Raw genomic sequence first — 13,632 nt, 5'->3', positions numbered from 1 at the left:
CTAAAAAAGACTCTGCGTGCGACTTCCGATTCCAATCCAGTCATCCTTCAGGTTGTTGGAATCAGAATACGCCGCAAAGCCTCTAATAGTATATTTTAGTAGTTATATAAGTAAATCAATCCGTGATTACTTTGTTGCTGAATAGCCCCCGTCAATCACATGTGCTGTACCTGTAATAAACGAAGCCTCATCACTTAGTAGGAAGCATGCAAACGCAGCTACTTCCTCAGGCGTACCATATCTACCCAGAGCCGTTCCAGAAGCGATAAGAGATTGAAGCATCTCTACATCATCAGACAACAGCTTTTCATATCTGTTCATAGTTGGTGTAGGGATAGGTCCTGGGCAAAGGGCATTTACTCTAATGTTACGGTGACCCACTTCTTTGGCAACCGATTTAGTCATCCCCACAATAGCATGTTTGCTTGCTGAATAAGCTGCATCATTGGCCATCCCGATAAAAATACCATGCAAAGAGGAGCAGTTTAGAACGGAAGCTCCGGATTTCATATGAGGTAATGTATAATGCAACATGTAGAATTGGCTAGTGAGATTTGTCTGAATCACTTTTTGAAACAACAACGGATCATAGTCTATAACATCCGTATTGTCTCCTGTAATTGCTGAGTTATTATATAGGCAATCAATTTTTCCATAAGCTGCTAATGTTTGATCTACGATATTTTTGCAGTCTGCTTCGAGAGAAACATCTGACCGAACAAACATCGCTTCCCCACCTAGAGCCTTAATTTCCTCAACTGTGTTAGCGCCGGCATCTGATCGATTGGCAACTACTACAGTACCGCCCTCTCTTGCTACTCTTAAGGCTGTAGCTTTTCCGATTCCGGTACCTGCACCTGTAATAATAACTACTTTGTTCTCAAATCTGTTGCTACTCATATGCGCACCACTTTCTTATGTCTTTTTCAGGAGGAGGATTCGAACCTCATAGACCCTAATATCGCCTGATGCAATATGGATTGGAACATTTTTGCAGAAAAATCGACAAAATTATCCTCTATATGACAACTTTATTGTATTTAATTGTATATAGCAATGAATATTTTAATCTGCTTTTACAACAATTGAGAATTTGGTTTTGATCGTCATAAAAAAAAACACCCCTTAGAATTTCATCAGATAAACCAGAAGTTTTATCCGATGCTTATTCTAAGGGGTTTGATCATTTGTAAATCCGTCGTTGTTAATGAAACCATACTCCAAATAAATTATTTATTGGCTTATAGATAAGAATAATCAGAAACAGAGGACTCGGGATGTTCAATTTTAACAACGTACATACGGTCGCGCCAAGTCCCAAGATCCAAAATATAAAATATACGCTAAGATCACGTACTCGGCGCTTTCGCATTAATATAGGCAAATCAATTGCCATACAACCTACAGCAAGCACCAACAAAAACAATAACACCATTTGACTCACTCCTTGATTTTTTCAAGAAAAGAATTATCAGTTAAACCTACGCGATTAATTACTACTGAGGCACTGTAATGGATGGGTAATGATTTAAGGTAATTGTCGCCTTTTTTTTGCTGCAGCTTTGCCCAAGCTTTAGGATTGGCATGGTAGATCGATTGTCCAAATCCCATAATATCAATATTGAAGCGTTCATTTACTTGCTCCACTGTGTTTTGCATCCGCTCTATAATCCGTTCCTCTGTTTCCTTTTCCAAACGTTTGATAGTGCTTTCCAATTCCAAATTCTCTGCACTTTGCACTTCTTCAATATTACAAAGCGTCTTAACACTAAGGTAAATATGTGGCTCCCCATCAATAATTTTCACTTTGCGTTTGGTTGAAGCCTGGAGCGCTTCGATAACAATGGGCTTTCCGTCTTCCCCTGCTATCGGACCAGAATGTGAGGTTACCTTATCGTTGATATAATTGTAACCAATCGTTTCTTTCTCGTTTAGCCAACCGATCAGTTTGTCTTTTTTGAACACAGCTACTGTATGGTATTCCAATCTCGCCTTAGGCATAGTTCGCTCTACATTGCTTTTATCTTCCCCCTCTTTGGGATCCCCCATGACTTCCACTCCGGTCAACACAGGATTATCACCTTGCGACAATAAATTTTCAATAAAATCATCCAGCGTGACAGCGACTGTTTTTGCTGAATCTTTATAAGAATTATCAAGGGAACTAAATAATTTATTCGCTGGTATTTTATCCATAGGTGTAAGGACATTCAAGACATCGCTGGCGGTTGTATTTCTGGCAACCATAACGTAGAAATCCATACGGGGTTCCCGACTTCTTTTAAATACATCCAATATCTCGCCCACTCCTGAGCGGGCAAGTTCCTCCCCAATAACCAACACCCTGATATGACCGAGATAACTCGTCCTAGAGCTATCTAGATTCAACTTACGCTGTGCATCATAAAACGTAGGTACCGTAAATTTATAAACAACCACCGGGACACCATTTCCTCCCCCACCTCCGCTCGCTTGCGAGGAAATCGCAGATGGAATAACGACCTGCATCGAAACTGTATAGCCAGTTTCAGCCTTGTCGATCCCAATCCCCAGGACAAAGGCTACCTCATTCAGCTCCTTTCTTTCCCAACAGCCACTTAGCAACACCGTAAATTGAAGAGCTAACATCAATCGGAGAACGCCTCTAACTATTTTCTTATTCATTTTATTGATTCCTCATCACTGGATGTACTTTGACGAAACAGGTCCTGCGTCTTATTCTCAGCAGGTCTTGTCTTTAAAAAAGGCCACGGAAAGCGAAAAATAGAGTCTTTTAAATCTTTCGAATTATAAGGTCCGAGTGGACTCATATAAGGCATTCCGAAAGAACGTAAACTCGACAAATGCAGTACGATGATAAAAATACCGAATAGAATTCCATATAAGCCGATAAAACCGGCCAAAGCTATAAGCAAAAAGCGTATCATCCGCGCAGCTATGGACATTCCTGACTCCGGAATAACAAAACTAGAAATGGCTGTAAGCGATACAATAATGACCATTGCAGATGAAATAAAACCCGCTGCAACCGCTGCTTGCCCAATTACCAATGTTCCGACAATGGATATCGCCTGTCCGATATTTTTGGGTATCCGCACCCCGGCCTCCCGCAAAATCTCATAAGTCATTTCCATGATTAGTGCCTCGACAAAAGCAGGAAAAGGAACACTCTCCCGCTGGGCGGCTAAACTAATTACAAGGTTGGTCGGTATCATCTCCTGATGATAAGTAGTAATTGCAACATACATTGAAGGTGCAAGCAAAGTAATAAAAAACGAAATAAAACGTACTAATCTTAGCAATGTTCCAATATCGGCCCTTTGGTAATAATCCTCGGCAGACTGAAAAAATGCCACAAAAAATGTGGGTACCAACAATACAAAAGGTGTTCCATCAACAAGAATGGCCACTTTCCCCTCCAAAATACCTGCTGCAATCGTATCCGGACGATCACTGTTGTATACGGTAGGAAAAGGTGTAAATGCCGTCTCTTGAATAAATTCTTCGATATACCCACTTTCGAGAATGCTGTCCGTATCAATTTTATTCAGACGGCGTTTTACTTCTTCCACCAAATCCTTATTCGCGATGTTACATAGATACATAATGGATACGCTAGTTTGAGTGACCCTTCCGATCTGAACGGTTTCCAGCCATAAATGGCTATCTTTGATTTTCCGCCGAACCAGTGCCGTATTCGTCCGCAAATTCTCAGTGAATCCTTCCATCGGACCACGTACAACCGATTGGGAACTGGGCTCCCCAACATTGCGATCTTCCCAACCAGGTAAACCGATCCGGAGAGCGGTGGATGTCCCATCGAGCAGCAGCATTATACTACCGGACAACAATTCGTGTACAAATTGACTGTAATCAGCGATGACGGTTAGATCACCGGCTATTAATATCTGTTTCTTAATAATTTCAATCTTCTGCTCAGGCTCAAGCTTTCCCAGCTGTTCATAAGGAATATGTTCCTGCAAAGAATACAAAATTGAATTATGCAGCACCTGAGTATCTACAAGACCATCTATGTAAATCAAAGAAATATGAGTATTTTCTTCTATCTGCAACTCTTTTATCACTACATCAGAACTTTCACCCAACAATCCGTTCAACTGATCAATATTGGTTTTCAATCGGTTTGATAGTGCACCCGTCTCTGAACTTTTCATGATGTAGCCTCCACTTCACCTAGATTAATGAGTATAGTTTGATGTTAATTTTGATAATTATTCCTTTCTGATTAAAATTCGGAATGGCATAATTATGGTATCTACAACCATACTAGAACTAGTCCAATAATTTGAGGGGGTATATGAGTTTGGAGAAAAGTCGAATTAGTACCAATCAAATGATTATACTCGGACTATTCACATTTATTGGAGATATGGCACTTGTATATCCGGCGTTAATGATATCAGGAGCGAAACAAGATGCATGGATTGCTGCTTTGATTAGTATTCCCTTGGGCCTAGCGACCATAAAACTGTTGCTCTGCTTAGCAGACATTGAACCCAACAAGAATATCATCGAGCTTAGCCTACACATTTTAGGAAAATGGGCCGGAACTGCTGTAGCCTTGTTCTATCTAGTGTTCTTCCTGATTGCCGCCGCCACTTACATAAGAGAAATTGAAGATTTCATGTGTACACAGATTTACGAGAAAACACCCGGTGGAGTTATCCGTTTAATGGCCATCTTCCTACTCGTATATGGCGTACGACTGGGTCTGGAAACATTGGGACGGGCAGCTCAGCTTTTTTTCCCTTTATTTGCAGTTTTTTTGATCGGTCTGCTGATTTTGCTGACTCCCAATGTCAGAATGGAACGTTTATACCCCATCATGAACACACCAGTACCGGACATGCTCCATACTTTGATGTATGGTGTTTTTTATCCTTTTGGCGAATTATGCGTGTTTCTTATGATATATCCCTATGCTCAGAAGAATAGCAAAACAAGCCGGGATATTTTCATAGCCTTGATCATCGGAGCTTTGGGACTTAACCTCATCTTATTTTTTTCCCTTACCGTTCTTGGTGTTTACGCTGCTGAACATCAATTTTATGCTGCTTATATTCTTGCTCAAAAAATTAATATTGCTAATTCTCTTCAACGTATTGAAGCGCTTATGGCTACAGCATGGATTATCAGCACATACTTCAAAACAGCCATTTATTACTATGCTTTAACCTTAGGTACTGCCCAATTGTTTAAACTCAAAAGCCACCGTCCTCTGATCCTACCCACTGGATTTTTGTTATTTGGTATGTCACAACTGATTGCCAAAGACATCATTTTTTATGTAAAGGAAATCCCCGCCTACTGGGTGGATTGGGATTTCACAGTTGCATTTGTTCTACCGCTTATATTGCTACTTGTGTATTATTTTAAAAAACGTTTTGCTGCCAAGGTTTAAACGACCTCTCTCCTAAAAATAAAAAAGGACAGCTATTGAGCTGTCCTTTTGTTCATGAATTTCTTACATGCAGTAGATTTATTCCTTCTTATCCAATGTAATTGATGATGGCGTTACATCACGAATAGGTTCATTGGGCGCTTCGAAAGTTGATCCGCAACTCGGACAAAAACGTGCCTCGATTGCCACATTACCACCGCATGCTTTACAATGCTTCACATCGGACAACCCAGCAATTTGCTGCAGATTGACCTCGATCTCTGATTTCAGTTCAAGAATACGGGAAATATTCTTCTCGATCTGCTCACTCGGCAATGGTCCTGCACCTTGAGTTACAGCTTCAAACAACAGTTTACCCATTACCTGATACTGCTGGTCAATATCATTCTGCTTGCTGTTGTTCTGTAATTTCAAACGATTGATCTCCACCACTGTCTTTGCTTTATTCCCAGCCTCGCTTACGCCTGCCTTTACCTTGTTAAAAAAGCTCATATTCAGCCCCCAATTCCGTAGTAGTCATATCTAAGCATATTTCGACACCACCACAAGTATTCCTCTCTTTATTGTACCTAACTTCAACCGCGATTTGTAGTTCATCCACAATCAAGAACTAATTTCCCCCGCCTTCCTGCGGGAACGAACCTCGACTCAGGTCTGGTATCTAAAACCGCCTTCAGGCCGTTTTGCCACAATCGAAAAGGCTTTACAATGAGTACATAAGCAAGCGGGTTGCAAGGTTCAATCACAATCACCCCCATAAGAGAGGATGACAATAATAAATGAAAAAATTATATCGTTCAAGAAGTGATCAGAAAATTAGTGGTGTATGCGGAGGTCTTGCTATTTGGTCAGGCATCGATGCCACAATACTCCGTCTTGTGGCCGTTGCTGCAGCATTTTTCAGCTTCGGCACAGTACTTATCTTTTATATCATCGCCAGCATTATCGTCCCTAAAGAACCTTTTGGCAGCTTTTCAGATGGACATGATTTCTATTAACAGATCTTCATTCAGTACCAATCAAACATACTAAGGAGAGATATAACATGAGTTTATTTAAAAGAATTTCCACCCTTACTAAAGCAGCCCTACACGAAGGTCTGAACAAATTAGAAAATCCAGTGCTACTGACAGGTCAGTATCTGCGCGATCTTGAGAACGAAATAGCTTCGGCAGAACGCAATGAGCGTGATTTAAAGGTTACAGCGAGTGTATTGGAACGCCGTAAGCAAGAATATACTCAGTTGATAGAGCAAAGCGAAGCTGAAGCCGTTCAGGCGATTGAGCAAGGAAATGAAGAAAGAGCACGCCTTGCACTCATGGCCAAGCTGCGGTATACAGAACAGCTGGATGAGAGTATCAATAGTCAGGCACAAACTCAGCAATCCCTGGCAGAGCTGGAGATCAACATCGCTAGAGCTAAAGAAGAGCGCGAACATCTTAAAGCGAAAAGAACTGAACTTATCGCTCGTGCTCAGCAAGCTACAGAAACACTAAGCTCCGCTCCTCATAGCAACAGTGTAAAAGGACCGAATGTGGGTAACGCTTCACGTGGCTTCGAACGAATGGAAGAGAAAATTTTCGAGTGGGAAGCATTGGCGGAAAACTCCAAGTATAAATCCAACTCAGGCGCAGGCGTAGCTTCGTCCATTGATCCCAACCTTCGTAGTGCTGTTGATGATGAAATTGAACGTATCCGCAACCGGAAAATCAATACCGACAAAAAATAAATATAATAACAGGTCCCTTATTTCTCAGCTACTGAGCTATATAAGGGGCTTGTTTTTTCTATTCCTCTTCATCCCGCGAATCATTTTTTTCGATTCCGGATCTACTCGGTAAGACTCTGTGATTTTCTGCAAAGCCTTGTTATAGGTGAAATCATCTAAAGTGTTAGTTCTCAAATAATCTATCGTAGCCGCAGGCAACTTCACATAACACATCGATAGCGCCCAAGAAACCGCCATTTTCACATAATACCCCTCATGTCTGACCTTATCGAGTAGTTGTAGAATCCGACTGATGTACGCTTCTTCAATAAAGAAATTAAGCATCATTACTACCGCAAATCGAATCTCATATTCTTTATCAGATAACAGATACGGCACTATAAAGTCCCACATCTGCTCTTTATTCTTCAAGGTAAACTTCAGCCCTGTGCAAAAGCTATCACATACCGACCAGTTATCGATTTTAGGAATAAAGTCCGCAATATAATGCAGAATTTCTTCAGGATCTGTCTTCACATAACCAAGTACCATACCTTGCAGCATTACCTCTTCAAAAAAATCAGAGTCGGCGTGCTCCAAATAGGCTCTCCAGTCACCCTTTGCAATGGTTTTGGCGAGTTTACGCAGCTCCGGCAGCCTTACTCCTATCACATTATCGATCGTCGGAAGTAAAGCCGCAGAAAACTTCTGGTAATCCCCATCTGCCAACTCCACTAGCTGTTCCTTTATTGTTTTGTCCACTATAGTGCTCCCTACGTATTAATTATTGAAATGAAATCTCCCATAAATATATGGAAGCTACCGAACCGTGTGGTGAGTACTTGAGACGGTATTGTTCGAATTGCTTTTTGGTAAGCGTATCTAGCCCATACAGCTTTATCATGCCGCGACGAATGGCGATATCCCCCCAACTAACTACATCTGGGCGCTCCATACAATTGATTAGCATCATCTCTGCTGTCCACATACCGATGCCTTTTAACTTCATGAGTCTTTGAATAACCTCTTGATCGGACAATCCATATAATTCCTCCAGCTTAAACTCCCCATCAGCAATCAGCTTGGAAATATCATGAATGCAAACCGCCTTTTTCATCGTCATGCCGCAACCCTGAATCTCATCCGCTGTGTGTATAGCTAGCTGCTGCGGAGTTATTTCTTCGAACTGAGCCTGCATCCTTGTCCAGATAGTTTGAACTGCTTTGACTGATATTAGCTGACCTACTATGGCATAGATAAGCGCGGTGAAAAGATCCGGAATAATCACACGTTCCACTTTCCCCATTCGCGCCATCGCCGCACCTAGCACTGGGTCCATACTTCCGAGGTAATCGATTTCTGCTTGCCCATATTCAAAAAATTTAGTGATTACAGCTCCCAAAGTATTTCCTCCCGTATCTGAGCTTAACAATAATATACAACATCTATTTTGCAGTGTACGTATTCTTGAATAGGATAGCAAGATAACGAAACTTGAAAAAGCCACAACATTTCTACTCGGGTAGAAGGTTATGGCGGGAATTCATATTTTTACTCAACTACTATATGTAACTTGTACTAGATTGTATTTATCATTTTACTACTTTAATATGAATGTATATATGATAGATGAGGAGCTTTACGAATGGACTTTATAGCAATTGACTTTGAAACGGCGAATTCCAGTCGATCCAGCGCCTGTGCTTTGGGACTTGTGGAAGTTAAAGATGGCGTAATCACAGCAGAACATTCTTGGCTGATCGATCCGCAACAGCGGTTTGACGGCATGAACATTTCGATACATGGCATCACCCCCTCCATGGTAATCGGTCAGCCTACTTTCCACGAATTATGGCCCACCGTTGAACCTTTGCTGCACGGACGAATCGTAGTAGCGCACAATGCCGCTTTTGATATGAGTGTACTGCGGTATTGCCTCGATGGGATGTCCATAAGCTATCCGAGCTTCCAATACTTATGTACTTATTTATTAGGCAAAAAAATGCTGCCCGAGCTTCCCTCTCATAAACTTAATGTAGTCTCCGAGCATTTTGGCATTGAGCTGAAGCACCATGACGCTCTCGATGACGCGCGCGCGGCTGCCTTGGTTCTATTAATGCTTATGGAGCGAGAATCACATCTTGACCCGCTTTTGCTCTCCAGCAGCCAAGGATATACTAGCGGAACAATGTTTGCTGGTGGGTACACTCCTTTTTCTGCTCGAAAGAGTAAACCTGCTAAGAAACCCGTGAACAATCAAAGAACGAAAAACTTCTATTTGTAAGAAAATATAAAGTTATTTAGCAAAAAACACCCAACAGGCTCATTATAGCTGGTTGGGTGTTTTGCATAGATAAAAGATATATCCCAATACCATCTTCGTATCGAAATACATGCCCGGCAATTGATTAACTGCGAAGATCGCTATCCTCGCGGATGAATTATAGGGATTTTCTCCCTGTAGTTCTCTGCTTAAGAGTAATTTAAATAAGTTATAGGGAAATCATCCCTATATTTCTTATGATTTAGGCGTAATTGAAGCGTTTCTTAGGGATTATACGGAGAAATTCCGCATAATCCCTGCAAATACACCCTTTACAGGTTAATTATAGGGAAGAATTCCGTATAATTCTTTTCTACTCCCCAACCAGCGCAACATATCATCGGCTTACCTATAGATCGCCCAGTTGTACATGGTACCGCTAGATCTTCATCCGATAAACTGCTTTATTCTCCAGTCCTCTGATGAATGGCGTCCATTCTTCCGTTTCTGGTGTGGTATCCAGCGCATCCTCGACCATCTGCAGCTTCGCATCCATCGCATCAATATGGTGCAGCGCTACGGCCTCAGCCGTTTGCGGCTGAACAGGACTGCCCCATTCGCCCAGGTTATGGTGTGATAATACGAGATGCTGTAACGCCAGAACCTTCTCCGAATTCAAATCAATATCTAAGCGGATGGCCGCTTCTGTAATCCAGTTAGATGCCATCGAGATATGACCAATCAACTTACCTTGAACGCTATATTCTGAGACAATTCCGAGCTGAGAGATCATCTCCTCCGGCTTCGCGATATCATGCAGAATAATTCCAGCCTTCATTAAATCTGGATTCAAGAACGGACGCTGCTTGCACAGAAAATCCCCGATCTCCAGCATGCGAACCATATGATAAGCAAGTCCGGCAAAATAAGCATGGTGATGCGTTTTGGCAGCCGGATAATGCATCAATTTCTCTTCCACTTTGCTTACACAAAAGGAGACAATCGAGGCAATCTCCGGATCTGTGATGCTTGCCATAACCCCTTTAATCGTATGAATAAGGTCTACTGGACGAATAGGAGCGGAGCGAATAAAATCCGTTAGCGCAACGCCATCCTCATCGTTCACCATTCTGATTTTGGTTACTTTGATTTGCAATTTCTCACGATAAGTGTGCGCAATCCCGCGAACCTTCACTAGTGCCATAGGAAAAAAAGTTTCTTTATCGGTTGTGCTGACATCCCAATATTTCGCGGACAATTGTCCACTGGAATCTCCCAAGACTAGGTCGAAATAATCCTTTGGAGGAGTACCGTTCGTTTGTTTGATCGCTAGCTCTCTTAAGAGATAAAAGCCAACAAATTCATCCTGTGGAGCGAGCTGTTTAATTTGTGTCATGTTGAAGCCTCCTATTAATAACAGGCTTTGTACCTGCTCTCTATATTAAACTTTAGACACTCACGTCCAAAATCCCTTTAAATCACTATACGATCTATTTTCATTTTTATGTACAGGTAGATAAAGGAGGTTACTCCACAGGCCATAATATGGCTCTAGAATAACCCCCTTTATAGATTAACTATTGATTGAAAATTACTTATTTACCAGCGGATTCAAGCGCTGATTTAATAGCTTCTACCACTTTAGCAGATACTTCTTTCTCGGCATCATTATTTCCGAAGGCTGCTGCGCGATATCCATACTTGTGTAAGCTATAGCCTGTTGAAGTGGACTCAATCTCGCTCTTCACAGCCAGCTCAGCGTCAGTCAACTGGTTAACCGCTCTTGTGCTTCCGTTTTTATCTAGATAGTAAACGAGCATTTTAACAGGAACGCCATGTTCAACATACGTCATAACATTTACAAGCTTATCAGCACTTACACCAATGAAGATTCCATCGAAGTAAGCCGCTTTATTAGCTTCAACAATCTCAGCTTTCCCGTATGCTCTATCCACCGCAGTCTTAAGAGCTACACTACTGCTAGTTGCACCGGAAACAGCGTCCACATCTTGAACAGCTTCTCTAGTACCTGCTGCAAGGATGCTAGTAGTCAATTGCGGAATTGCTTTTACCACTTCTGGGTAAGCTGCTTTACCTCTATCTACAAGATTCATTCCTACACGATATAAGGCAACGTTTACGATCTTACCGTTACGCAGTGTAACGTCTGCTCTGTTTGTTCCTTTATCATAGGCATCACCAAATGCAGTGAAGGTTCCGTCTTTATAGGTTCCTTGAACTTTGGATGCATTAGTCAAAGCATCAGTCAGAGCCGCTTTGGCAGCTGCGGATAGCTCTTCTTGACCTGTGATATCGGACATTTGCACACCTTTTTCAAGTAATCCTGAAGTAAGTGTACCCACCAGCGATTTTTGTTCTGCACTTAGTTTGTCATCAGCGATCAGCTTGCCGTCAGCTCCGAACAAGCTTAATTTAATGTTTGTAACTGTATCTGAAGCAACATCAACAAGCAGTAATACTTTAGATTGGTTATCTACACCTGCGAATTTTCCATCAAAATATTTAACTTCACCAGGAACTTTCAGTGCTTTCTCGAAAGCTCTTTCTACGGCTTGGTTCCAACCGTGACTGCTTTCTGTAGCGCCAGAAATTCCATCTACTTTCTCATCATAGTTAGCGAAGTAAGATCCATTAGCAAGCAACTTAGCTGTCATCGGAGCATTAGCTTTTACAACTTCTGCATAAGCCGTTGCACCTCTGTCAATGAGGTTGTTCCCAAGTCTGAACAGCTTCACATCCACTAGCTTACCGTTGCGGATCACGATGTCAGCTCTTTCAACACCAACACTTCTTGCAGTCCCATAAGAGGAATAGAATCCGTCTACATAAGCAGAAGTATTGTTAATCTTTGCATTCTGCTCAGCATCCCAGAAAGCATTAATCGCAGCCTTAAAGTCGGCTTCGAGTCCTGCAACAGGCTCTGCAGCTGTTCCTTTAGCCAGCAATGCTGGTGTTATAGCTGCAACTGCTGCGGATTGCTCAGCTGTGTAAGCCTTCTCATCCACGAAATCACCGGCACTGTTCAGCGGGTACACTTTAACAGCTGTGAGCTTATTGGATTCGTATGTTGCAAATACTGCATATTTACCTGTAGGATCTATGCCCATATGAACACCATCAAAGTAAATAGCATCTGTATCTTTCACTGTTAGAGCTCTTTCAAACGCTCTGTCTACAGACAATTTCCATCCATTACTAGAGCGTGTTGCTCCCGAAACAGCGTCTACTGCTGCTGCTCCATCTCTTGTTTTGCCTAGCAATTTATTCGTCATCAATCCATAAGCTTGCCATAAAGCGCTATAATTGTTACGAGCATCTCTATCGATCAGCTTAGGGCTGGTTCTCAGGAGATCGATGCTAGTGATTTTTCCATCTTTAATTTCGATCTTAGCGCCTTCGGTACCTTTGGAGTAGGCATCGCCATAAGCTACGTAAACACCATCTTGATATACATTTTCCTTAACTGTAACCGGCAATGCTGTAGGTACAGGCTTAACAGTCGCTGCTGGAACTACTGTAGCCGCTGGAGCAGCGGTTGCTTTTGGCGTTGTAGCTGGTTTTGTCGTTGCTGCTGGTGCCGCTGTTGCCTTTGGTGTTGCTACTGGTTTTGCTGTTGGCTTCGGTGTTGCTACTGGTTTTGCTGTTGCTTTTGGTGTTGCTACTGGTTTTGCTGTTGCTTTTGGTGTTGCTACTGGTTTTGCTGTTGCTGCTGGTTTTGCTGTTGGTTTAGCTGCTGGTGCATCCGCTTCTTCAGAAGCTGCGGATACTGCATCTACCTTCAAGTTCAAAGCAGGCACATTAAGTGTGTAAGCAAATGGCGCTAACAATATTGCCGCGCTAACCGTTAAAGAAATTAGTTTTTTCAATAAAATTCTCCTTTACCAAGTCCCCAGTGATATATAGCTTTTCATAACCAAACTTACCTTTCACGGCGCCCCTTCTCTTCTTATGAAGCATTACATCTCTCTTCATAAGAACCCATCCCCCCTCTCACGCCTATGCGCGAACCATCACTTTCCAAAAAAATAATGCCTTAAATCTATTCATTCCTTTTTACAATAAACCGCATCAAAGGTGAAATAATTCACATATAATATCAGAAAAAAATGAAGGTGCTTTTTCAATCAATTTCTGGTTTGATACTACCAAACTTTTCCGCAATTCCTCTGTATCTAAAATCACATACCCTATAAGAAACATCACTATTTGCTCATAAAT

Annotated in this window: 14 protein-coding genes; 4 read left to right on the top strand and 10 right to left on the bottom strand. The window is 41.8% G+C overall.

Translation table 11 applies throughout. The features are described 5' to 3' along the window. Window positions 1-126 precede the first annotated feature (126 nt). The 4 genes from ACWNM1_RS20115 to ACWNM1_RS20100 form a co-directional block, all read right to left on the bottom strand. Window positions 127-900: an SDR family NAD(P)-dependent oxidoreductase gene (locus ACWNM1_RS20115; protein WP_283910738.1), complete on the bottom strand. Its 774-nt coding sequence runs from the start codon at window positions 898-900 to the stop codon at window positions 127-129. A gap of 304 nt (window positions 901-1,204) precedes the next feature. Then, on the bottom strand, window positions 1,205-1,435 hold the full coding sequence (locus ACWNM1_RS20110; RefSeq protein WP_449602378.1) for a hypothetical protein: 231 nt from the start codon (window positions 1,433-1,435) through the stop codon (window positions 1,205-1,207). A gap of 5 nt (window positions 1,436-1,440) precedes the next feature. Next, on the bottom strand, window positions 1,441-2,664 hold the full coding sequence (locus ACWNM1_RS20105) for a Ger(x)C family spore germination protein (RefSeq protein WP_449602377.1): 1,224 nt from the start codon (window positions 2,662-2,664) through the stop codon (window positions 1,441-1,443). Beyond that, window positions 2,661-4,175 (bottom strand): spore germination protein, encoded by a 1,515-nt coding sequence (locus tag ACWNM1_RS20100; RefSeq protein ID WP_449602376.1) that lies wholly within the window; start codon window positions 4,173-4,175, stop codon window positions 2,661-2,663. The genes ACWNM1_RS20105 and ACWNM1_RS20100 overlap by 4 nt, the downstream gene beginning before the upstream one ends. 143 nt (window positions 4,176-4,318) lie before the next feature. Between ACWNM1_RS20100 and ACWNM1_RS20095 the strand changes: the two genes are divergently transcribed. Further along, window positions 4,319-5,422 (top strand): GerAB/ArcD/ProY family transporter, encoded by a 1,104-nt coding sequence (locus ACWNM1_RS20095; protein ID WP_449602375.1) that lies wholly within the window; start codon window positions 4,319-4,321, stop codon window positions 5,420-5,422. Window positions 5,423-5,500: 78 nt separating this feature from the next. Here the strand turns inward: ACWNM1_RS20095 and ACWNM1_RS20090 are convergent, their stop codons facing one another. Next, complete coding sequence (locus ACWNM1_RS20090; protein ID WP_449602374.1) at window positions 5,501-5,914, bottom strand: zinc ribbon domain-containing protein; 414 nt, start codon at window positions 5,912-5,914, stop codon at window positions 5,501-5,503. A gap of 287 nt (window positions 5,915-6,201) precedes the next feature. On the opposite strand from ACWNM1_RS20090, the gene ACWNM1_RS20085 reads away from it, so the two are divergent. Both ACWNM1_RS20085 and ACWNM1_RS20080 read left to right on the top strand, forming a co-directional pair. Next, window positions 6,202-6,420: a PspC domain-containing protein gene (locus ACWNM1_RS20085; RefSeq protein ID WP_339269527.1), complete on the top strand. Its 219-nt coding sequence runs from the start codon at window positions 6,202-6,204 to the stop codon at window positions 6,418-6,420. Between the two features lie 47 nt (window positions 6,421-6,467). After that, a complete protein-coding gene (locus tag ACWNM1_RS20080; protein WP_449602373.1) occupies window positions 6,468-7,151 on the top strand; it encodes a PspA/IM30 family protein in 684 nt (227 codons plus the stop codon). A gap of 36 nt (window positions 7,152-7,187) precedes the next feature. Here ACWNM1_RS20080 and ACWNM1_RS20075 read toward each other — a convergent pair whose 3' ends face one another. Then, a complete protein-coding gene (locus tag ACWNM1_RS20075) occupies window positions 7,188-7,892 on the bottom strand; it encodes a DNA alkylation repair protein (protein WP_449602372.1) in 705 nt (234 codons plus the stop codon). Window positions 7,893-7,914: 22 nt separating this feature from the next. After that, window positions 7,915-8,532 carry a DNA-3-methyladenine glycosylase family protein gene (locus ACWNM1_RS20070; RefSeq protein WP_449602371.1) on the bottom strand — a complete coding sequence of 206 codons (618 nt, stop codon included), beginning with the start codon at window positions 8,530-8,532 and terminating at the stop codon, window positions 7,915-7,917. Between the two features lie 243 nt (window positions 8,533-8,775). Between ACWNM1_RS20070 and ACWNM1_RS20065 the strand changes: the two genes are divergently transcribed. After that, window positions 8,776-9,414, top strand: a complete 639-nt coding sequence (locus tag ACWNM1_RS20065; RefSeq protein ID WP_076286301.1) for a 3'-5' exonuclease — start codon at window positions 8,776-8,778, stop codon at window positions 9,412-9,414. Window positions 9,415-9,832: 418 nt separating this feature from the next. Here the strand turns inward: ACWNM1_RS20065 and ACWNM1_RS20060 are convergent, their stop codons facing one another. The 3 genes from ACWNM1_RS20060 to ACWNM1_RS20050 all read right to left on the bottom strand — a co-directional run bounded on the left by ACWNM1_RS20060 (window position 9,833) and on the right by ACWNM1_RS20050 (window position 13,386). Continuing rightward, window positions 9,833-10,789, bottom strand: a complete 957-nt coding sequence (locus ACWNM1_RS20060) for a 3'-5' exoribonuclease YhaM family protein (protein ID WP_449602370.1) — start codon at window positions 10,787-10,789, stop codon at window positions 9,833-9,835. A 199-nt stretch (window positions 10,790-10,988) separates the two neighbouring features. Beyond that, entirely contained in the window at window positions 10,989-13,280 is a 2,292-nt protein-coding gene (locus ACWNM1_RS20055) for an FMN-binding protein (RefSeq protein ID WP_449602369.1), read from the bottom strand. Continuing rightward, the gene (locus tag ACWNM1_RS20050; protein WP_449602368.1) at window positions 13,252-13,386 is read right to left on the bottom strand and encodes a hypothetical protein; all 135 of its coding nucleotides are present in this window, start codon (window positions 13,384-13,386) and stop codon (window positions 13,252-13,254) included. Before ACWNM1_RS20050 ends, ACWNM1_RS20055 begins: the two co-directional genes overlap by 29 nt. Window positions 13,387-13,632 lie beyond the last annotated feature (246 nt).

Source organism: Paenibacillus sp. Marseille-Q9583 (genome assembly GCF_976954365.1).
The sequence above is the reverse complement of the archived record's forward strand: the minus strand, read 5'-3'. Positions and strand labels throughout refer to the sequence as shown.

Coding starts and splice junctions, on each gene's coding strand:
- ACWNM1_RS20110 (WP_449602378.1), bottom strand. CDS start 1,435: ATGGTGTTATTGTTTTTGTTGGTGCTTGCTGTAGGTTGTATGGCAATT.
- ACWNM1_RS20085 (WP_339269527.1), top strand. CDS start 6,202: ATGAAAAAATTATATCGTTCAAGAAGTGATCAGAAAATTAGTGGTGTA.
- ACWNM1_RS20090 (WP_449602374.1), bottom strand. CDS start 5,914: ATGAGCTTTTTTAACAAGGTAAAGGCAGGCGTAAGCGAGGCTGGGAAT.
- ACWNM1_RS20080 (WP_449602373.1), top strand. CDS start 6,468: ATGAGTTTATTTAAAAGAATTTCCACCCTTACTAAAGCAGCCCTACAC.
- ACWNM1_RS20065 (WP_076286301.1), top strand. CDS start 8,776: ATGGACTTTATAGCAATTGACTTTGAAACGGCGAATTCCAGTCGATCC.
- ACWNM1_RS20115 (WP_283910738.1), bottom strand. CDS start 900: ATGAGTAGCAACAGATTTGAGAACAAAGTAGTTATTATTACAGGTGCA.
- ACWNM1_RS20060 (WP_449602370.1), bottom strand. CDS start 10,789: ATGACACAAATTAAACAGCTCGCTCCACAGGATGAATTTGTTGGCTTT.
- ACWNM1_RS20105 (WP_449602377.1), bottom strand. CDS start 2,664: ATGAATAAGAAAATAGTTAGAGGCGTTCTCCGATTGATGTTAGCTCTT.
- ACWNM1_RS20095 (WP_449602375.1), top strand. CDS start 4,319: ATGAGTTTGGAGAAAAGTCGAATTAGTACCAATCAAATGATTATACTC.
- ACWNM1_RS20050 (WP_449602368.1), bottom strand. CDS start 13,386: ATGAAGAGAGATGTAATGCTTCATAAGAAGAGAAGGGGCGCCGTGAAA.
- ACWNM1_RS20100 (WP_449602376.1), bottom strand. CDS start 4,175: ATGAAAAGTTCAGAGACGGGTGCACTATCAAACCGATTGAAAACCAAT.